Genomic DNA, 21,303 nt, shown 5'->3' on the forward strand with positions numbered 1-21,303 from the left:
GGAGAGAGCAGAAATAACTTGAAGAAGCATAGCGTTCGCCTTTATCCCCGGATTTCCACCTTTTAAAATGGATTAAAAGAAATCCGGGGATAACATCGATCGGAAAGTTATTCTGTTATCGTCGTTCAAGTGCAGTAGGAGTGTTCGTTCTACATATATAGATCAAATTAACGGAGGGATGGCCCTGTATGGACCCGATGCACCGGATGGAGCAACTCGTTACCGAGCTGAACCAGCATAATTATCAGTACTACACGATGGATCAGCCACAGATCAGCGATAAGGAGTATGATCTTCTGTACGATGAACTGGTTACGCTGGAACAGGAAAGCGGCATGGTTCTGCCGGATTCTCCAACACAGCGTGTGGGTGGCGAACTGCTCAAGGGGTTTACCCCACATCGCCATTTATCCTCATTATGGAGTCTGGACAAAGCGCAGAATATTGAGCAGCTTCGGAGCTGGAATACCCGTGTACTGAAACTGATTAATGACTATAACAGCAAAAATCCCGATACGCCTTTACCGGAACCAGGTTATGTCATTGAGTTGAAGTTTGACGGATTGACGTTGAACCTGACCTACACCAACGGTGAGTTGGTACAAGCCTCTACGCGTGGTAACGGTACCGTAGGTGAAGGTATTTTGGCACAGGTAAGAACGATCCGATCCGTTCCGCTCAAAATTCCTTACACCAGTGGTACGATTGAAGTACAGGGTGAAGGTATCATGAATCTGTCTGTCTTGGACCGATATAATGAGACGGCGGCAGAGCCACTCAAGAATGCGCGTAATGCTGCAGCAGGAGCGCTCCGCAACCTGAATCCAAAAGCGACGGCTGAGCGTCGGTTGAATGCTTATTTTTATAACGTGGGTTATTCGGATGACATTCAGTTTGCCAATCATCAGCAGATGATGGACTTCTTGCGTGAGAACCGTTTCAAGGTGAATCCATCGATTACTTATTTCCACGAGTTTGATGATGTGATGGAACAATTGGCTGCGATTCAGGAGAACCGGGGTCAATTGGACTATCTGATCGATGGAGCTGTTATTAAAATTACGGACATGCGCACCCGCGAGGTATTGGGTTATACCGATAAATTCCCTCGCTGGGCGGTGGCATATAAATTCGAGGCTGAAGAGACCACGACGGTTCTTAACGCTGTGGTATGGAATGTGGGCCGTACTGGCAAAGTAACTCCGCTGGCACGCGTAGAACCGGTTGAACTTGCCGGGGTAACGGTACAGAACTGTACTCTGAACAATGTTGGCGACATTGAGCGCAAAAATCTGAAGTTTGCTCTGGGCACACGGGTCTTTATCCGTCGCTCCAACGACGTTATTCCTGAGATTCTGGGTAAAGTGACGGAGGAGAGTGATGGAGAGGAGATCGTCTTCCCTGAGCAGTGTCCGGCATGCGGATTCCCACTGGAGCAACGCGGAGCGCATCTGTTCTGCAACAATAGACTTGCGTGTAAACCGCAAACGGTGGCACGTATTTCTCATTTTGCTTCCCGTGATGCCATGGACATCGAGACGTTCAGTGAGAAAACGGCGATTCAGTTGTATGATGAATTGAACGTACGCGAGCCTGCTGACCTGTATACGTTACAGTTTGATGATCTGGTGAAGCTGGAGCGGTTTGGGGAAAAGAAAGCGAACAACCTTATCGCTGCGCTTGAGCTTAGTAAAGATAGAGACTTGGCTTCCTTCTTATACTCACTGGGTATTCCGAACACAGGTAAATCGACAACGCGCATGCTGGCTGATCATTATCGAGATCTGCACGCCATTATGAATGCAACCGTGGAAGAACTGGTTGAACTACCCGACGTGGGTGGTATCGTGGCTGAGAGCATCGTAAACTTTTTTGCAGATCCGTTTACACAGGCTGCGATTGAGAAAATGCTTAACTTGGGCGTGAAAGCTCAGGCACCTGAGGCGCCAGCCGTTGCTGTTGTGGAAGATTCCTTCTTCAGTGGTAAAACGGTCGTCTTGACCGGAACGCTGCACCAATTGACGCGGGAAGAGGCGACGCAAAGACTGGAAGCGCTCGGAGCGAAGGTGACTGGCAGTGTGTCGAAAAAGACAGATCTGGTTATTGCCGGAGAGAAGGCAGGAAGTAAACTAACCAAAGCCCATGATCTCGGTATTCCAACGATTGAGGATGAGGACGAACTTGTACGTCTTTTGAACCCACAGGGTTAGAGGATGAATTAACAAAAGAGTTCATATAAGAAAGCCCCCGAAGACACGAATATGTGATCGGGGGCTTTTGCTGTTTATTGAATTATTTGATACAACGAATGAACGCTCATCAATCTTATCTGATCATGATCCACTTAAATTGTTAGGGATGCGCTGAGATGCCCCTGTAAGCCATGCATCCTTATCATATCCTCGCTCTTCCCAGTAACCAATATGTTCGCTGTCGATGAGTTCAATGCGATTTAACCATTTTACTGATTTATAGGCATACATCTGAGGAATGACGAGCCGTACCGGACCGCCAAGATCAGCCGGGATGGGTTTGCCATCATGCATGACAGCGACCATAATATCTTCCATTTGTGCTTGATCCATCGTAATCGCATCTGTGTATACACCATCACCGGAATAAAACTTCACACTATGAGCTTCCGGTTTGACCCCGGCTTGTTTCAAAAGCTGTGCAAGAGAAATGCCTTCCCAGGTATTTTTATATACAGACCAGCCCGTTACACAGTGGAAATCACTAACCTGTACGGTACGAGCGAGCTTCACGAATTGTTCCCAGTTCCATACCTGTGCCCGTTCAACCAACCCATCAATTCGAAAAGACCAGTTAGCATTGGAGAAGGACGGTATAGGCGTAACCGTATATACGCGGAAATGACCGTCAGCTCCGCCTCCAATGGGAGGAGAAGAGGCAGATAGCGGTTGTGGCAGAGGAACCATACGGTTAGGATCGTTCTCCAGCATGCTATCAATACTATTATCGATCTTGAGATTTCGTCCTACCCAGGATATAAAAGTAGGACCAAGAGTCACGGCGAGACCAACCCCCACAGCAGAACGGATGAAAGCTCGTCGTGTATACAACGGTTGAGGTCGCTGCTCTGATTTGAGGGGATCTCTCTCGGAACTGCGATCAAACTGGGAAGAAGATATAGCAGCCGGAGTTTCTTTTTCATCCGATATTGAATCAGATGGATCAGCTGTATTTTGAGTTCGTGTTGAAGTTGTAGTAGTTTTTAACCGCACGACGTGCAGGGTCCTTTAACCATTTGGTCCGAGTGATGGAGTGATAGATAATATAAGGTAGGCCCACCCAAGTCAGCAGGTCATGGATCAAAAGTGCAGCATTCGACCATCGAGGTCCAGCTAGCTTGAACTGCCATAATACAATACCCGAGAGGAGCCAGCCTACCAGCAGCGCAAGAACTAAGATGGTGTTCACCCTTTGCCAAGGCCTATTTCGAAGCTGTTTCCAGTGCTTTCCGGCCAAAATCAAGTAATATACTACGGGTGCCAGCATAGCTAGCCCAACGATGATATGTAGCCATTTTAACCAGACACGTCCAATTCCGAGAATCTCGCGCCAAAAGCCGCCAACCAGCATAAGCCCTGAGATTGCAAGGATCACAACGATCCAGGCATTCCAAGCGTGGATGGAAACCAGTTTCTTGCCGTAACCTTTGCGTACATTCTTTAACCATTCTTTCAAGCGCGATCACCCCATATTAGGTTAGTAATGAGTTTATTCAGAACTTTGATATGTAATAGCTAGCTGTGAATGGAGTACGTGATCTGAGTAAAGGTGCAATGCGAGATGAATATACGATTGTTAATAGGCTACTTATGAAAGTAGTACACTTGACTGCTTAACCTTATCTCTATATCCTATATACCTTATTATAGAGTTTTTGGATCACTTTCTTCAAACGAACAGAAGGGCGGGGATCGTTATCCCATCTTGGGTTCAGAGAATGTGCTAATCTGTCGAATACAGGTTGGAGACAAGACACCGTAGATGAAGATATCATGATATTAGAAGGTTGATTAAAAATGCTTGCTAAATAAATCACTACGTGATATATTATTTCTTGTCGCTTCAAACGAATGATTGTCATAATCATTTGAAAGGTGACGAAAAAAAAGTGTTGACAGTAAGTTAGTTAACATGATACGATAAGATTCCTGTCCGGTTGACAAACGTCAACATAAACGGACATACAAGTTCCTTGAAAACTGAACAAATGGATAGTAACTTTTGATTCACAATGAATCGTCAGATTCAAAATGAGCTTATCGCTCTTTTCAATACTTTATTGGAGAGTTTGATCCTGGCTCAGGACGAACGCTGGCGGCATGCCTAATACATGCAAGTCGAGCGGAGTTGATAGGAAGCTTGCTTCCTTGATACTTAGCGGCGGACGGGTGAGTAACACGTAGGCAACCTACCCTCAAGTTTGGGACAACTACCGGAAACGGTAGCTAATACCGAATAATTGTTTTCTTCGCCTGAAGGAAACTGGAAAGACGGAGCAATCTGTCACTTGGGGATGGGCCTGCGGCGCATTAGCTAGTTGGTGGGGTAACGGCTCACCAAGGCGACGATGCGTAGCCGACCTGAGAGGGTGATCGGCCACACTGGGACTGAGACACGGCCCAGACTCCTACGGGAGGCAGCAGTAGGGAATCTTCCGCAATGGGCGAAAGCCTGACGGAGCAATGCCGCGTGAGTGATGAAGGTTTTCGGATCGTAAAGCTCTGTTGCCAGGGAAGAACGCTTGGGAGAGTAACTGCTCTCAAGGTGACGGTACCTGAGAAGAAAGCCCCGGCTAACTACGTGCCAGCAGCCGCGGTAATACGTAGGGGGCAAGCGTTGTCCGGAATTATTGGGCGTAAAGCGCGCGCAGGCGGTCATTTAAGTCTGGTGTTTAATCCCGGGGCTCAACCCCGGATCGCACTGGAAACTGGGTGACTTGAGTGCAGAAGAGGAGAGTGGAATTCCACGTGTAGCGGTGAAATGCGTAGATATGTGGAGGAACACCAGTGGCGAAGGCGACTCTCTGGGCTGTAACTGACGCTGAGGCGCGAAAGCGTGGGGAGCAAACAGGATTAGATACCCTGGTAGTCCACGCCGTAAACGATGAGTGCTAGGTGTTAGGGGTTTCGATACCCTTGGTGCCGAAGTTAACACATTAAGCACTCCGCCTGGGGAGTACGGTCGCAAGACTGAAACTCAAAGGAATTGACGGGGACCCGCACAAGCAGTGGAGTATGTGGTTTAATTCGAAGCAACGCGAAGAACCTTACCAGGTCTTGACATCCCTCTGATCGATGCAGAGATGTATCTTTCCTTCGGGACAGAGGAGACAGGTGGTGCATGGTTGTCGTCAGCTCGTGTCGTGAGATGTTGGGTTAAGTCCCGCAACGAGCGCAACCCTTATATTTAGTTGCCAGCACTTCGGGTGGGCACTCTAGATAGACTGCCGGTGACAAACCGGAGGAAGGTGGGGATGACGTCAAATCATCATGCCCCTTATGACCTGGGCTACACACGTACTACAATGGCCGGTACAACGGGCTGCGAAATCGCGAGATGGAGCCAATCCCAACAAAGCCGGTCTCAGTTCGGATTGCAGGCTGCAACTCGCCTGCATGAAGTCGGAATTGCTAGTAATCGCGGATCAGCATGCCGCGGTGAATACGTTCCCGGGTCTTGTACACACCGCCCGTCACACCACGAGAGTTTATAACACCCGAAGTCGGTGGGGTAACCGCAAGGAGCCAGCCGCCGAAGGTGGGATAGATGATTGGGGTGAAGTCGTAACAAGGTAGCCGTATCGGAAGGTGCGGCTGGATCACCTCCTTTCTATGGAGAATCGTTTCCCGTAGCGGAAACATTCAAATAAGCAGGTTCTTAGAACCTGCAACAGCAACACAGTTACTTATCCATTTGTTCAGTTTTGATGGAATTTGAGGGGCCATAGCTCAGCTGGGAGAGCGCCTGCCTTGCAAGCAGGAGGTCAGCGGTTCGATCCCGCTTGGCTCCACCAAACAATTTCATCTATTTGGCTTGTTCTTTGAAAACTAGATATCGAAACGAAACAAACGCGAATTAGAACATTCCTTTTTAGCTGAACTTGTGTTAAACAAGTCAAGTGTATAAAGGTAGTTAAATTGCTTTTGTGATGGTATCGGGTGAGAGCGACTTTTGGATTTGGACGCAGTCCAAACCAAGGGAAGCGAGCGACCGAAACCGGAACAAAATGGTTAAGCTACTAAGAGCACACGGAGGATGCCTAGGCGCTAGGAGCCGATGAAGGACGTGGCGAACAACGAAACTGCCTCGGGGAGCTGTAAGCAAGCTTTGATCCGGGGGTGTCCGAATGGGGAAACCCAGCTGGGGTAATTTCCAGTTACTCATAACTGAATACATAGGTTATGTAGAGGCATACCAGGGGAACTGAAACATCTAAGTACCCTGAGGAAGAGAAAACAATAGTGATTCCGTCAGTAGCGGCGAGCGAACGCGGAGAAGCCCAAACCAGAGAGCTTGCTCTTTGGGGTTGTGGGACGTCTCACATGGAGTTACAAAGGAACCGGTTAAGCGAAGAGGTCTGGAAAGGCCCGCCAAAGAAGGTAAAAGCCCTGTAATTGAAAGTCTGTTCCCTCCGAGACGGATCCCGAGTAGTGCGGGGCACGTGAAACCCCGTATGAATCCGGCAGGACCATCTGCCAAGGCTAAATACTTCCTAGCGACCGATAGTGAAGCAGTACCGTGAGGGAAAGGTGAAAAGCACCCCGGAAGGGGAGTGAAATAGAACCTGAAACCGTGTGCTTACAAAAAGTCAGAGCCCGTTTTAGGGGTGATGGCGTGCCTTTTGTAGAATGAACCGGCGAGTTACGTTCCCGTGCAAGGTTAAGGTGAAGAGCCGGAGCCGCAGCGAAAGCGAGTCTGAATAGGGCGACATAGTACGTGGACGTAGACCCGAAACCGGGTGATCTACCCCTGTCCAGGGTGAAGGTGCGGTAACACGCACTGGAGGCCCGAACCCACGCATGTTGAAAAATGCGGGGATGAGGTGGGGGTAGCGGAGAAATTCCAATCGAACTCGGAGATAGCTGGTTCTCCCCGAAATAGCTTTAGGGCTAGCCTCGGAAAACAGAGTCGTGGAGGTAGAGCACTGATTGGGTGCGGGGCCCGCAAGGGTTACCAAGCTCAGTCAAACTCCGAATGCCATAGACTTACTTCCGGGAGTCAGACAGTGAGTGCTAAGATCCATTGTCAAAAGGGAAACAGCCCAGACCATCAGCTAAGGTCCCCAAGTGTGTGTTAAGTGGGAAAGGATGTGGAGTTGCACAGACAACCAGGATGTTGGCTTAGAAGCAGCCACCATTGAAAGAGTGCGTAATAGCTCACTGGTCGAGTGACTCTGCGCCGAAAATGTAACGGGGCTAAACACACCACCGAAGCTATGGCTTGATGCTTTGCATCAGGGGTAGGGGAGCGTTGTATAAGGGTTGAAGGTGTACCGTAAGGAGCGCTGGACATTATACAAGTGAGAATGCCGGTATGAGTAACGAAAAGATCAGTGAGAATCTGATCCGCCGAAAGCCTAAGGGTTCCTGAGGAAGGCTCGTCCGCTCAGGGTAAGTCGGGACCTAAGGCGAGGCCGAAAGGCGTAGTCGAAGGACAACAGGTCGAAATTCCTGTACCACCGTAAGCCGTTATGAGCAATGGGGGGACGCAGTAGGGTAGTGACGCGGACTGATGGATGTCCGTCTAAGCAGTAAGGCTGATGTGTAGGCAAATCCGCACATTGTAAGGCTGAGCTGTGATGGGGAGCGAAAATTATAGTAGCGAAGGTCATGATCTCACACTGCCAAGAAAAGCCTCTAGCCAGGTGAAGGTGCCCGTACCGCAAACCGACACAGGTAGGCGAGAAGAGTATTCTAAGGCGCGCGGAAGAACTCTCGTTAAGGAACTCGGCAAAATGACCCCGTAACTTCGGGAGAAGGGGTGCCCCGGTAGTGTGAATAGCACGAGGGGGCCGCAGTGAAAAGGCCCAAGCGACTGTTTAGCAAAAACACAGGTCTGTGCGAAGCCGTAAGGCGAAGTATACGGGCTGACGCCTGCCCGGTGCTGGAAGGTTAAGGGGAGTGGTTAGGGAGCAATCCCGAAGCTGTGAACCGAAGCCCCAGTAAACGGCGGCCGTAACTATAACGGTCCTAAGGTAGCGAAATTCCTTGTCAGGTAAATTCTGACCCGCACGAATGGCGTAACGACTTGGGCGCTGTCTCAACGAGAGATCCGGTGAAATTTTAATACCTGTGAAGATGCAGGTTACCCGCGACAAGACGGAAAGACCCCATGGAGCTTTACTGCAGCTTGATATTGAATTTGGGTACGATCTGTACAGGATAGGTGGGAGCCTTTGAAACGTGAGCGCCAGCTTGCGTGGAGGCAACGTTGGGATACCACCCTGATCGTATCTAGGTTCTAACCTGGTACCGTAATCCGGTGCGGGGACAGTGTCAGGTGGGCAGTTTGACTGGGGCGGTCGCCTCCTAAAGAGTAACGGAGGCGCCCAAAGGTTCCCTCAGAATGGTTGGAAATCATTCGAAGAGTGCAAAGGCATAAGGGAGCTTGACTGCGAGACCTACAAGTCGAGCAGGGACGAAAGTCGGGCTTAGTGATCCGGTGGTACCGCATGGAAGGGCCATCGCTCAACGGATAAAAGCTACCCTGGGGATAACAGGCTTATCTCCCCCAAGAGTCCACATCGACGGGGAGGTTTGGCACCTCGATGTCGGCTCATCGCATCCTGGGGCTGAAGTAGGTCCCAAGGGTTGGGCTGTTCGCCCATTAAAGCGGTACGCGAGCTGGGTTCAGAACGTCGTGAGACAGTTCGGTCCCTATCTGTCGTGGGCGTAGGAAATTTGAGAGGAGCTGTCCTTAGTACGAGAGGACCGGGATGGACGTACCGCTGGTGTACCAGTTGTTCCGCCAGGAGCACCGCTGGGTAGCTATGTACGGACGGGATAAACGCTGAAAGCATCTAAGCGTGAAGCCCCCCTCAAGATGAGATTTCCCAGTATGTAAGACCCCTTGAAGACGACGAGGTAGATAGGCTGGGGGTGGAAGTGCAGCAATGCATGGAGCTGACCAGTACTAATCGGTCGAGGGCTTATCCAATAGCAAGTTGTAATTCGCATGTTTCGTTTCGAATCTAGTTTTCAGAGAACAACACTCTGAAATGTAAGCTACGCGTTTGGTGGCGATGGCGGAGGGGTTCCACACGTACCCATCCCGAACACGACCGTTAAGCCCTCTAGCGCCGATGGTACTTGGACCGCAGGGTCCTGGGAGAGTAGGACGCCGCCAAGCGAAGAACCACTGCCGATGTTATTCGGTGGTGGTTTTTATTTGTTTATTTAAGGGGATGCGAAAGCATCTCTTATTTGACTTTGTAAGAATCCTCTGACACACTCTAAGGGGTACATATATCACATATCAGGCCATGATTTGGATTGATAATAACTCTAGTGAATGGGGTGTAGGACGACATGGAAATTCAGAAATTGACGGTAGATGATTTTGAACCAGCGATGGCACTCTCCGAATATGCTTTTCAGATGGTAATGAATGATGAACAAAAAGAAAAGCGGCGGAGTCAGTTTTCGTCACAAGATATATGGGGTGTATATGAGGACGGGCAGCTAGGAGCCAAACTTCACATCATTCCTTTTCAAACCTATATTCATGGCAGAGCGTTCGAGATGGGCGGTATTGCGGGTGTAGCCACCTGGCCAGAGTATAGACGCAAAGGCTGGGTAGCGGGTCTACTGAAGCATGCGTTGGAAGAAATGAATCGTAACAAACAAAGTATATCATTCTTGCATCCATTCTCTTTTGGTTTCTATCGAAAGTATGGATGGGAGACGTATGTTGAATTTAAACGTTATAAAGTACCTACAGCTCATTTGCCTCTGAAAAAAGCGACACCTGGAACAATTCGGCGTGGGGATCCGGGCCTCAGCATATTAAAGGAAGTATACAGTGCTTATGCTGAGCGCTATAACGGAACTCTGGTTCGGGATGATGCAAGGTGGGAGAATTCAGTTCTTGTTAATGGAAGCAGCCAGAAGGCTGTATATTACGATGAAGCTGATGCAGCACAAGGTTATCTTTTATATGAGGTTAAGGAAAATAAGTTTACCATTAAAGAGATCATTTATCTGAATGAAGAGGCTAGGCAAGGGCTGTGGACCTTCATTGCTAATCATGATTCCATGATCCAGGAAGTTACGTTGCAGGCGCCTGCCAGTGATACGCTTGCTTTCCAATTGGATAATCCACGGATTCAACAGGAGATTGTACCTTATTTTATGGCGCGTATCGTTAGTGTAGAGCAGTTTATATCCCAGTATCCATTTGCAAGCCAGGACTCACCGGTGCAGATTGTACTTCAGGTAGAAGATGCCCACGCTCCATGGAATGAAGGGGTATGGCAATTAAATGTGGCAATGAACGGAACGGCGTCCATATGGAAAACATCGGAGCCAATTACTGATGATCAGACCATTAAGGTGGATATTCAATCCCTTACCGCAGTGCTGATGGGGTATCGCAGACCAACGGAAATGGCACGGATCGGAAGAATTCACGGACCAGAAGCAGCAATCAAGGCTTTGGAACAAGCGATTCCTGAACGGGAAACCTATTTGCTCGATTTCTTCTGATGACTATTGCCACTGCTCCATTTAACTTGATTAGCTTATATAGAAATACGGCGTGATCGAAAGACAAATGGACTTCTCCAGCAATTTTGGGGAGGTTTTTTTGTGTCTGGGGAATATTTCGTGTAAAATCGTAAAAAATGAATAGTGACCCCACTTGGCAAAACCACAAAATATGCTATAATGGTTATAAAGTCAAAGAAAGTCAAAGTCAACTAAAGGTTTAATACTTAAGTAGCTTTCTTTCAACAATCTGATGCATGATCGCCAATATACGGGATTCATTTCATCGGAGGATCAAGGGAATATTAAAGGACCTTCGTGCTTCCTTCGCTCTCCTGTTGATACCTGTGGAAGCAAGATTCGTTGTTTTCCTGATTGGTTAAATGGGTAGAGAAGGTGTACTCTGTGGGGGCGTGTGGGTCCTTATTGACTTAACGTTTCAGACAGTGGAGGATGATTGGATGCGTAATATCTCTGATATTATCGAACGATATCTGAAGAGTATTTTGCATGAAAGTCCCGAAGGAATGGTTGAAATTCAGCGTAATGATCTGGCAGATCAATTCTCATGTGTACCTTCCCAGATCAATTATGTCATCAGCACACGTTTTACACTCGAGAAGGGATACCTGGTAGAGAGTAAACGCGGCGGTGGTGGTTATGTTCGCATACAGCGCATTGAATTACCGGCCCAATCAGCTCTGCATAATCATTTGCACCATAGTATTGGTGAAGAGATCGGGCAGACAGCTGCCGAAGGTCTGATCTATCAATTGGAAGAAGCGCGCTTCTTGAGCAAGCGGGAAGCCGGGTTGATGCGAGCTGCTGTATCTAGAGAGGTTATATTAGTCAAACTTCCTTACCGGGATCAAATTCGTGCCAGAATGTTGAAGGCGATGTTAATATCTTTGCTCGGTAAATGAAAACTATCGGGGTCAAAGGAGGTACATCAATATGTTGTGCCAAGAATGCAATAAACGTCCGGCGACACTTCATTTTACGAAGATCGTAAATGGAGAGAAGACGGAATTCCATATTTGTGAGTCATGTGCCCGTGAAAAAGGGGAAATGATCCCTGGAACAGCAGGTGGGTTTTCCATTCACAACTTGTTGTCCGGATTGCTTGATTTTGATCCAGCCAGCAAAAGTGGATCGGCAGGAACACCACCTGCAAAAGCACTTCAATGTGAAGAGTGTGGTATGACGTACGCACAATTTAGTAAGATAGGCCGGTTCGGCTGCAGTTCATGTTATAAATATTTTGACAGCCGACTGGATCCTTTGTTCAAGCGGGTTCATGGTAATACGTCCCATGTAGGCAAAGTGCCTGCACGAGCTGGTGGTCGCATCAAGGTGAAACGGCAAATCGCTGATCTGAAGCGTGAGCTCCAGGAGAGCATCGCGCAAGAGGAATTTGAAGAGGCGGCTCAGATCCGTGACCAGATCAGAGGACTTGAAAAAGGGATAGCTCAGGAGTAAAGTTTGTCATGAGTAGGAGGGATGCGTAATGCCTAATCTGCGCTTTACAGAGAAGGCGCTCAGCGACTGGATGCGCAGTGATGCGGCTGATTCCGAAATTGTCATTAGCAGCCGTGTCCGGATTGCACGCAACCTTCAGCATGTTCCGTTTCCGATGCTGGCTTCCAATGAGCAATCGGAAGAGGTGCTGAATAAGCTGAGCGAAGTACTTCAATACGATGACGTTCATGCCTTTGGGGATTTTCATACTTTGGATCTGATCGATATTGACGAACTCGACAAACGGGTGCTGGTGGAGAAACATCTCATCAGTCCAAGTCTTGCGAATGAATCCAGGAATGGTGCGGTTATTCTCAGTGAGGATGAGTCGGTCAGTATTATGATTAACGAAGAGGATCATCTTCGTATCCAGTGCCTCTATCCGGGGTTCCAGGTGAAAGAAGCCTGGGAGAAAGCTTCCGCAATAGATGATGCTTTTGAAGCGCATGTGGATTATGCTTTTGATGATCGCAGAGGATACTTAACCAGCTGTCCTACCAATGTAGGTACAGGTGTCAGAGCATCGGTTATGATGCACTTGCCTGCCCTGGTGATGACGCAACAGATAGGCCGTATTCTAACCGCAGTTTCCCAAGTGGGATTGACGGTAAGAGGAATATACGGTGAAGGTAGCGAGGCGATGGGGAACCTGTTCCAGATCTCGAACCAGATTACTTTGGGACAGACCGAACAGGAAGTCATCGAGAACCTGCATGGTGTTGTATTACAGATGATAGGTCATGAGCGTACAGCCAGAGAACGGTTAATTACCGACTCCAGACTTCGGATTACGGATCGTGTCATGCGTTCTTACGGCATATTGTCTCATGCAGCTATTGTTGATTCCAAGGAAGCTGCACAGCGCTTATCGGATGTACGCCTTGGCGTGGATCTCGGCTTGTTGGATGGACTGTCCATTACGGTAATGAATGAGTTGAATGTGATGACACAGCCGGGATTTTTGCAGAAAACATTCGGGGAAGATATGCGTACAGATGAGCGTGACATATACCGTGCTCAGTTGATTCGTGATACGATCAATGCAGCGAAGCAGTCCTAGTTTAGCCTGATATTGTATTGAATTATGGTTTCATGCCGCATTGCGGCTTTTATATAATAAGGCATGTACAAATGCCGAATGACTTTATTCGCAGCACGGCTGCAAACAAAAATGATATGAAGAATACGAAGGTTATTTCATTAAATGACCCTCGTTTTATCCAAAACCATGGAGGTGCAGGAGATATGATGTTTGGAAGATTTACGGAACGGGCCCAAAAGGTGCTCGCACTCGCGCAGGAAGAAGCTGTCCGTCTCGGTCATAATAACATCGGTACTGAGCATATTTTGCTCGGCCTCATTCGTGAAGGCGAAGGCATCGCAGCCAAAGCACTGATCGGCCTGGGACTCGGATTGGAAAAAATTCAGGATGAAGTAGAAACGCTGATTGGCCGTGGCCAAGAGCAACCTACCAACATTGCATATACGCCACGTGCGAAAAAAGTAATTGAACTGTCTATGGATGAAGCTCGTAAATTGGGCCACACCTATGTAGGCACAGAGCATATCCTGCTCGGATTGATTCGTGAAGGCGAGGGTGTTGCAGCACGTGTGCTCAATAACCTGGGAATTAGCCTGAACAAAGCACGTCAACAAGTGCTGCAATTGCTTGGCAGCAGTGAAGCTGTATCCAGTCATAATGGAACACCTGCCAATGTAAGCACACCAACGCTGGATAGTCTGGCACGTGACCTCACGGCTTATGCCAGAGAGAACAACCTGGACCCGGTTATTGGACGTAGCAAAGAAATTGAGCGTGTCATTCAGGTGCTCAGCCGTCGTACCAAGAACAACCCGGTATTGATCGGTGAGCCAGGTGTAGGTAAAACAGCGATTGCTGAAGGCCTTGCACAAAAAATCATTGCAAATGAGATTCCGGAAACATTGCGCGACAAACGTGTAATGACCTTGGATATGGGTTCAGTAGTCGCTGGAACCAAATATCGTGGTGAGTTCGAAGATCGTCTGAAAAAAATCATGGATGAGATTCGCCAAGCAGGTAACATTGTCCTGTTTATCGACGAATTGCATACCTTGATTGGTGCAGGCGGAGCTGAAGGTGCCATCGATGCTTCTAACATTTTGAAACCGGCTTTGGCCCGTGGAGAATTGCAATGTATCGGTGCGACAACACTGGATGAATATCGCAAATACATCGAGAAGGATGCAGCGCTTGAGCGTCGTTTCCAACCGATTACTGTAGATCAGCCTTCTCCGGAAGAAGCGATTCAAATCTTGCACGGCTTGCGTGACCGTTATGAGGCGCATCACCGTGTGAAAATTACGGACGAAGCGATTGTGCAGGCGGTTAAACTGTCTGACCGTTACATTACAGACCGTTTTTTGCCAGACAAAGCGATTGACCTGATTGATGAAGCGGGCTCCAAAGTAAGATTGAACTCTTACACGATCCCACCAAACCTGAAACAACTGGAAAGCCGTCTGGAAGATATCCGTAAGGAAAAAGACGCAGCAGTTCAAAGTCAGGAGTTCGAAAAAGCCGCAGCGCTTCGTGATACGGAACAAAAAATCCGTGAAGAGCTGGATGTAACGAAGAATCAATGGAAAGAAAAACAAGGTCGCACGGATTCCGAAGTAACACCTGAGGATATCGCACAAGTGGTAGCCAACTGGACAGGAATTCCGGTGAACAAGCTGAAAGAAGAAGAGACACAACGCCTGATGAATCTGGAATCGATTTTGCATGAACGTGTCATTGGCCAGGATGAGGCTGTGAAATCGGTCAGTCGTGCGGTTCGTCGTGCTCGTGCTGGATTGAAAGATCCAAAACGTCCGATGGGTTCATTCATCTTCCTCGGTCCTACTGGGGTAGGTAAAACAGAACTTGCTCGTGCTCTGGCTGAAGCAATGTTTGGTGATGAAAATGCAGTAATCCGGATTGATATGTCCGAGTATGGTGAGAAACATTCGACTTCCCGACTCGTCGGAGCGCCTCCAGGATATGTTGGATACGAAGAAGGTGGTCAGCTGACAGAGAAAGTTCGTCGCAAACCATACTCCGTAGTCCTGCTTGATGAGATCGAGAAAGCACATCCAGAAGTATTCAATATCTTGCTGCAAGTGCTTGAAGATGGTCGTCTGACGGATTCCAAAGGTCGCGTTGTTGACTTCCGGAATACGCTGATTATCCTGACATCCAACGTGGGTGCCGAAGCGATCAAACGTAACTCTACACTTGGTTTCACAGCGGTTGTGGATGCAGGCGCGGATTATGATAACATGAAGGGTAAAGTTATGGATGAGCTGAAGAAAAGCTTCCGTCCAGAGTTCCTTAACCGGATTGATGAAATTATCGTATTCCACTCTCTGGAACAGAAACACATTGCAGAGATTGTTACCCTCATGAGTGAGGAACTTCGCAAACGGCTGCGTGAATACGAAGTTGACTTCGAACTCACCGACAATGCCAAGGACTTCCTTGCCAAAGCCGGCTTTGATCCAGCTTACGGTGCGCGTCCGCTTCGTCGGGCAATACAGAAGCATATCGAGGACAAATTGTCTGAAGAGTTGCTTACAGGTAACGTAACCAAAGGCGATTCATTACTCATTGACGAAGAGAACGGTGCGCTGTCTGTAACTAAAAAAGACGTGATTGTTCCTTCTAACGAGGAAATCGAAACTAAATAATATGTAGCAAGCACTGGAGTTAAACTTCAGTTTGTAATAATCCTTAATCCTTCTCGGCTTCGGCCGGGGAGGATTTTTTGCACTTTGGACAGAAGACGGACATGATTATGTCAGGAACATGTGTAAAGTTTGCGATAATCCTTTACGAAAAATCTCAAACAATGGTAAACTTTTAGTAACCCTGCACGTCAGGGAGTTTGGGTGAAATTCGTCGAATAATGCAAAATGCTGTTATAAAACTAAATTATAGGAGTGCTGAAGTGGCCAAAGTTAAAACCAAGTTTCAATGTACGGAATGCGGCTATGAAGCCCCCAAGTGGTACGGTAAGTGTCCGGGTTGTCAGTCATGGAATTCAATGGTGGAAGAAACAGAGACGGTGGTCAAAACACAAGGGAGAAATTCTCCTCTGTTTGACAGTAAAGATAAACCGCTTCCTATCATAGATATAGATAGCGGTCAGGAACCGCGTGTACAGACTGGAATCGGAGAGTTGAACCGGGTATTGGGTGGTGGAATCGTTCCGGGTTCGCTCGTTCTGGTGGGTGGAGATCCGGGTATTGGTAAATCAACGTTGATGTTGCAGACGTCTCATGCTTTAACGCATTCGGGTTTGCGTGTGTTATATGTTTCCGGTGAGGAATCAGTCAAGCAAACCAAATTGCGGGCAGACCGCCTCGGGGCACTCTCTGCCGAGTTGTATGTACTGTGTGAAACCAATATGGAACGTGTAGAGGAAGCGGTGGATCAGATCCAGCCGCATTTTCTTGTCATCGACTCCATTCAGACGGTGTATCTTCCCGAAGTTACCAGTGCGCCGGGTAGTGTAGCACAGGTAAGGGAATGTACGTCAAGGTTCATGCGAATTGCCAAAGGCAGAGGCATTGCAACGGTTCTTGTGGGGCATGTTACCAAAGAAGGTGCCATTGCCGGTCCACGTATGTTAGAACATATGGTGGATTGCGTGCTTTATTTTGAAGGAGAACGGCATCATACGTATCGCCTGCTGCGTGCGGTGAAGAACCGTTTTGGTTCCACCAATGAGATTGGCATTTTTGAAATGGGCGAGGATGGACTTCGTGAGGTGGGCAATCCGTCCGAACTCTTTTTGTCAGAACGTCCACTGGGTGTAGCAGGTTCAACAGTAGTTGCCAGTATGGAGGGGACGCGTCCTCTGCTCGTGGAATTACAGGCGTTGATCTCCACTACCCATTTCCCTTCTCCCCGCCGTATGGCAACAGGGGTAGATCTGCATCGATTAAATCTGATCATTGCAGTGCTGGAGAAACGGATGGGCATGTTTTTACAGACCCAGGATGCGTATCTGAACGTGGCTGGTGGAGTACGGTTGGATGAGCCCGCTGTAGATTTGGCGGTTGCTGTCAGCATTGCATCCAGTTTGAGGGATGTACCGACCAAGCCGGATGACGTCGTCTTTGGCGAGATTGGTCTGACAGGTGAGGTTCGAGCCGTATCACGGGCCGAACAACGAGTGAAGGAAGCCGCGAAGCTGGGCTTCAAACGAGTCATTTTACCGGAAAAAAGCTTAAAGGGCTGGAAACATCCTCGCGGGATACAACTGATCGGTGTGAATACCGTGGCAGATGCACTAGCGGTTGCTTTAGATTAGGGGGCATAACAAGATGAAAGATTCGAGCCAACTGGATAATATGAATGAGTTGTTAAGGCTGATCGCACCAGGTACACCTTTCCGCGAAGGTCTGGAAAATGTGCTGCGCGCCAAGACGGGCGCACTGCTTGTTGTAGGATACAGCCCTGAAGTAATGGAAGTGGTGGACGGGGGATTCTCGATTAACTGTGATTTCTCCCCGAACTACCTGTACGAACTCGCCAAGATGGATGGAGCCATTATTCTTAGCGAGGATTTGAAGCGTATTCTTTACGCCAATACCCAGTTAATCCCGGACTCTTCGATCTCTTCATCAGAGACGGGGATTCGTCACCGGACGGCAGAGCGTGTAGCAAAGCAAACGGGTAAATTGGTCGTATCCATATCACAGCGCCGGAATATCATTACCTTGTATCAGGGAACACTTCGTTATTCCCTCAAGGAAATCGGGGTTATTTTGACCAAAGCGAATCAAGCGATTCAAACCCTGGAGAAATACAAAGCTGTATTAACACAGTCCCTTACGAATCTGAGTGCCTCTGAGTTTGAGGAATTGGTGACGATTCCTGAAGTGGTCAATGTGATTCAGCGTACCGAAATGGTGATGCGGATCAAAACGGAAATCAAACGATACATTCATGAACTTGGGAATGAGGGACGACTCATTTCCATGCAAATGGAAGAACTCGTGGGTACAACGGAAGAAGAAGCCTGGTTATTGTATAAGGACTATGCCCGTGACGACAGTGATGACAAAATCCGTGAAATTATCGTGGGACTGAAAAGATTGTCGGACGATGAGTTGCTGGATGCACATCATATTGTCCGTCTTCTCGGCTATCCTTCATCAGCCGCTACTTCTGAGGATTCGGTTGCACCTCGTGGATTCCGGGTATTAAATAAGATCCCCCGCCTGCCCAATGTCATTATCCATAACCTGGTGGATCAATTCGAACAATTGCCTCATGTTATTATGGCTACAATTGAAGAACTGGACGAAGTGGACGGTATTGGTGAAGTTCGTGCCCGGACCATTAAGGAAGGCCTCAAACGTTTGCAGGAGCAGATGTTTATCGACAGACAGATGTAAGGGTTTGCCTATATAAAGGCTTGAAATGGATGAGGTGAAACAACGATGCTAACCAGATTCATTCCGAATCTCTTTACCCTGGGTAATCTGTTTCTTGGAATGATGGCAATTTTGCTTGCGATTGATGGAAATTACAGTTTGGCTGCCATTATGGTCATTGTAGCGATGCTGCTGGATGGTCTGGATGGCCGAGTGGCACGGGCACTTAATGCCCAAAGTGAATTCGGCAAGGAACTGGATTCCTTGTCTGACATGGTTTCCTTTGGTGCAGCACCAGCCCTGATCATATTTATGGTGTCGTTTCAAGATTCAATGCCCATCCTCGCCTGGATCGCAACAGCGGCTTTTCCAATCTGTGGAGCCATTCGTCTTGCACGGTTTAACGTTCGTCCGGGTATTCCCGGATACTTCACAGGTCTGCCGATTCCGGCAGCCGGCGGGGTACTGGCTACACTGTCCTTGTTCAATAAGGATATTGGCCCGGTTAGCATGATGATTGCTACATTGCTGTTATCGTATCTGATGGTGAGTTCGCTTAAATATCCCAATTTCAAAAAGGTCGGTTTGCCACGCAAGGCAATTTGGATTGCACCGTGGGTTGTGTTATTTGCCATAGCTGTAGCCGTTATTTTCCCGGAGCAGTTATCCAAATTGATCTTTATTCCGCTGGTGTTATACGCCTTGTATGGAATGAAGCATAATGTGCGAACAGCGGCCTCGCGTAGTCGGGCGAAAAAGCGCAAGGATGAGAAATCTTCCCGTCCTTCCGATCGTTAAGTCGCCTCGGGGACAGACACTATACAAAGAAAGCACGTACTCTCCTGAACTGGAGAATGCGTGCTTTTTGTTTATTCAGATCTATTTACAGTAAAAGAAACCCTTGCGAACGACATACATATCTTCTTACGACAGATTAAACATCCCTAACGTTGAACACTTCTGTGATTCGTGATTTACGACCTCTTCCATGTTAATGTCCAGCAGATTGCAGAGAGCCGACATGTAGAACAGGTTCCGCCCTAGCTCAGAGCTGATGACCTCTCTGCAGTTCTCACACAACTCACCTTCCACATGCGTTTCCAGAAGGCCCTTGGTTTGAGCGATATCGCTCTCCGGGGCATATTTCTGCTTGGTGGCGTGCAGCTCGATGCAGCCGCATTCGGTAATGGCTTTGGACACGGCACGGTTAACAGACGCTCCGGCTTGTCCCGTTTTGGACAGTACATCAATCAGGCTGCGATGACGCAGCAACAGTTCAGAAACTTGATCCTGGAAAGCCTGTAAACTTAGCGTACTCATTTTGCCACTCACCTCGGGATATGAATTGAATTCATTATATGCCAATAATTTACCTACTTTCAACTGACGATTGCAACATTTCCAAAAAGTTCTTCCGGATGGGATTAGCAATTCAGGAATTGGATCATACTGGATATAAAGATCAAGATACATTGAAGGAGGTGCAGGGACTAATGTGGAAAAAAGGCATTTTAACTTTTACAGGATTGTGCGGTGCATGGTTCGGCTACACGGCATATCATCTGGCAGGAAAATCGGTCCCATGGATGGCGGAGTGGATTCAGTCCGCAGGATTACTGGGAGCTGGTATATCGACGCTGCTGGGAGCTGTAATGTTTATGGCTGTATGTAATATTGGTGGAACATTGATGGCAGACAGGCTGCATAGTGGGATCAATTCATTGGCAAAAGTACCTATGAACGAATTGGCTGCAGGTGCCGCAGGTACCGTTGCTGGGTTGCTGGTGGCCTTGTTGCTCTACCCTGTTGTGAGATGGATGGGGACGGCAGGAGAAGTGCTGCAAGTGGCGCTGACGGTGATTAGTGCTTATTCCGGTTATGCCCTTGCCATGGCGAAGAAAGACGATCTGGGGGCCTTCTGGATGTCTGGACGATGGGGTCATCCCGAGGTGGACGAGGATAGACGGATGGAAGAACATAAAATTTTGGATACCAGTGTTATTATCGATGGGCGTATTGCTGATATATGCAAAACCGGATTTATTGAAGGCACGATCGTAATTCCGGAATTTGTTCTGGAGGAGTTACAGCATATTGCTGATTCATCGGATCTGCTCAAGCGGAACAGAGGACGGCGTGGACTGGATATTTTGAACAAAATCCAGAAGGAACTTGATGTAAAAGTCCTAATCTACGAGGGGGATTTCGAGGAAATCTCCGAGGTGGACAGCAAACTGGTTAAACTGGCTAAAGTGCTTCAGGGCAAAGTGGTCACCAATGACTTTAACCTGAACAAAGTGTGCGAACTCCAGGGTGTATCTGTGTTGAACATTAATGATCTCGCCAATGCGGTTAAGCCGGTTGTTCTGCCAGGTGAGGAGATCATGGTGCAGATCATCAAAGATGGCAAGGAGCATGGTCAAGGTGTAGCCTATCTGGATGATGGCACAATGATCGTTGTGGAGGGCGGACGCGAGTATATCGGCATGATGATGGAAGTACTGGTGACCAGTGTGTTACAGACTTCAGCGGGACGAATGATTTTTGCCAAGCCGAAACTGTTGGAAAAAGCCCAATAAAGCGGTATGATGGGTAGTGTATCGTTGAATGATATTGTATATCTTTGGACGATAAACTGACAGAC

General features: G+C 48.0%; 11 protein-coding genes, 1 tRNA gene, 3 rRNA genes and 1 pseudogene. 14 read left to right on the plus strand and 2 right to left on the minus strand.

Annotation, left to right across the window (positions count from 1 at the left end):
* Positions 1-188 precede the first annotated feature (188 nt).
* On the plus strand, positions 189-2,210 hold the full coding sequence (gene ligA / locus QF049_RS26675) for an NAD-dependent DNA ligase LigA (RefSeq protein WP_047840609.1): 2,022 nt from the start codon (positions 189-191) through the stop codon (positions 2,208-2,210).
* A 123-nt stretch (positions 2,211-2,333) separates the two neighbouring features.
* Here the strand turns inward: ligA and QF049_RS31515 are convergent.
* Positions 2,334-3,708, minus strand: a pseudogene (locus QF049_RS31515) (molybdopterin-dependent oxidoreductase).
* Positions 3,709-4,309: 601 nt separating this feature from the next.
* Here QF049_RS31515 and QF049_RS26690 point away from each other — a divergent pair.
* From QF049_RS26690 to pssA, 12 genes are all read left to right on the plus strand, one after another.
* Positions 4,310-5,862: ribosomal RNA gene (locus QF049_RS26690) — 16S ribosomal RNA — on the plus strand.
* 108 nt (positions 5,863-5,970) lie between these two features.
* Positions 5,971-6,046: transfer RNA gene (locus QF049_RS26695), tRNA-Ala, on the plus strand.
* 215 nt (positions 6,047-6,261) lie between these two features.
* Positions 6,262-9,189: ribosomal RNA gene (locus QF049_RS26700) — 23S ribosomal RNA — on the plus strand.
* Between the two features lie 75 nt (positions 9,190-9,264).
* Positions 9,265-9,381: ribosomal RNA gene (gene rrf / locus QF049_RS26705) — 5S ribosomal RNA — on the plus strand.
* Together the 16S, 23S and 5S rRNA genes with 1 tRNA gene alongside form the textbook arrangement of a ribosomal RNA operon.
* A gap of 179 nt (positions 9,382-9,560) precedes the next feature.
* Positions 9,561-10,736, plus strand: a complete 1,176-nt coding sequence (locus tag QF049_RS26710) for a GNAT family N-acetyltransferase (RefSeq protein ID WP_124118843.1) — start codon at positions 9,561-9,563, stop codon at positions 10,734-10,736.
* 461 nt (positions 10,737-11,197) lie between these two features.
* Positions 11,198-11,659: a CtsR family transcriptional regulator gene (locus tag QF049_RS26715; RefSeq protein WP_036607135.1), complete on the plus strand. Its 462-nt coding sequence runs from the start codon at positions 11,198-11,200 to the stop codon at positions 11,657-11,659.
* Between the two features lie 31 nt (positions 11,660-11,690).
* The gene (gene mcsA / locus QF049_RS26720) at positions 11,691-12,215 is read left to right on the plus strand and encodes a protein-arginine kinase activator protein McsA (protein ID WP_105602475.1); all 525 of its coding nucleotides are present in this window, start codon (positions 11,691-11,693) and stop codon (positions 12,213-12,215) included.
* A 28-nt stretch (positions 12,216-12,243) separates the two neighbouring features.
* A complete protein-coding gene (gene mcsB / locus QF049_RS26725) occupies positions 12,244-13,314 on the plus strand; it encodes a protein-arginine kinase McsB (RefSeq protein WP_036607140.1) in 1,071 nt (356 codons plus the stop codon).
* Positions 13,315-13,499: 185 nt separating this feature from the next.
* Complete coding sequence (locus QF049_RS26730; protein ID WP_253441187.1) at positions 13,500-15,962, plus strand: ATP-dependent Clp protease ATP-binding subunit; 2,463 nt, start codon at positions 13,500-13,502, stop codon at positions 15,960-15,962.
* A gap of 260 nt (positions 15,963-16,222) precedes the next feature.
* The gene (radA, locus tag QF049_RS26735; RefSeq protein WP_211085401.1) at positions 16,223-17,590 is read left to right on the plus strand and encodes a DNA repair protein RadA; all 1,368 of its coding nucleotides are present in this window, start codon (positions 16,223-16,225) and stop codon (positions 17,588-17,590) included.
* A gap of 13 nt (positions 17,591-17,603) precedes the next feature.
* Complete coding sequence (disA, locus tag QF049_RS26740) at positions 17,604-18,680, plus strand: DNA integrity scanning diadenylate cyclase DisA (protein ID WP_062836168.1); 1,077 nt, start codon at positions 17,604-17,606, stop codon at positions 18,678-18,680.
* Positions 18,681-18,725: 45 nt separating this feature from the next.
* Positions 18,726-19,457, plus strand: coding sequence for a CDP-diacylglycerol--serine O-phosphatidyltransferase (gene pssA, locus QF049_RS26745; protein ID WP_017692048.1), 732 nt, complete (start codon positions 18,726-18,728; stop codon positions 19,455-19,457).
* A gap of 126 nt (positions 19,458-19,583) precedes the next feature.
* Here pssA and QF049_RS26750 read toward each other — a convergent pair whose 3' ends face one another.
* Entirely contained in the window at positions 19,584-19,979 is a 396-nt protein-coding gene (locus QF049_RS26750; protein WP_017692049.1) for a nucleoside triphosphate pyrophosphohydrolase family protein, read from the minus strand.
* 173 nt (positions 19,980-20,152) lie between these two features.
* Here QF049_RS26750 and QF049_RS26755 point away from each other — a divergent pair, with 173 nt between their 5' ends.
* The gene (locus QF049_RS26755) at positions 20,153-21,238 is read left to right on the plus strand and encodes a PIN/TRAM domain-containing protein (RefSeq protein WP_091039184.1); all 1,086 of its coding nucleotides are present in this window, start codon (positions 20,153-20,155) and stop codon (positions 21,236-21,238) included.
* The last annotated feature ends 65 nt before the right edge of the window (positions 21,239-21,303 follow it).

Origin of the sequence: Paenibacillus sp. W4I10 (genome assembly GCF_030816325.1) — a bacterium.
GTDB lineage: Bacteria > Bacillota > Bacilli > Paenibacillales > Paenibacillaceae > Paenibacillus > Paenibacillus amylolyticus_B.

Coding starts and splice junctions, on each gene's coding strand:
- QF049_RS26710 (WP_124118843.1), top strand. CDS start 9,561: ATGGAAATTCAGAAATTGACGGTAGATGATTTTGAACCAGCGATGGCA.
- mcsB (WP_036607140.1), top strand. CDS start 12,244: ATGCCTAATCTGCGCTTTACAGAGAAGGCGCTCAGCGACTGGATGCGC.
- QF049_RS26715 (WP_036607135.1), top strand. CDS start 11,198: ATGCGTAATATCTCTGATATTATCGAACGATATCTGAAGAGTATTTTG.
- disA (WP_062836168.1), top strand. CDS start 17,604: ATGAAAGATTCGAGCCAACTGGATAATATGAATGAGTTGTTAAGGCTG.
- QF049_RS26755 (WP_091039184.1), top strand. CDS start 20,153: ATGTGGAAAAAAGGCATTTTAACTTTTACAGGATTGTGCGGTGCATGG.
- mcsA (WP_105602475.1), top strand. CDS start 11,691: ATGTTGTGCCAAGAATGCAATAAACGTCCGGCGACACTTCATTTTACG.
- QF049_RS26730 (WP_253441187.1), top strand. CDS start 13,500: ATGATGTTTGGAAGATTTACGGAACGGGCCCAAAAGGTGCTCGCACTC.
- pssA (WP_017692048.1), top strand. CDS start 18,726: ATGCTAACCAGATTCATTCCGAATCTCTTTACCCTGGGTAATCTGTTT.
- QF049_RS26750 (WP_017692049.1), bottom strand. CDS start 19,979: ATGAGTACGCTAAGTTTACAGGCTTTCCAGGATCAAGTTTCTGAACTG.
- ligA (WP_047840609.1), top strand. CDS start 189: ATGGACCCGATGCACCGGATGGAGCAACTCGTTACCGAGCTGAACCAG.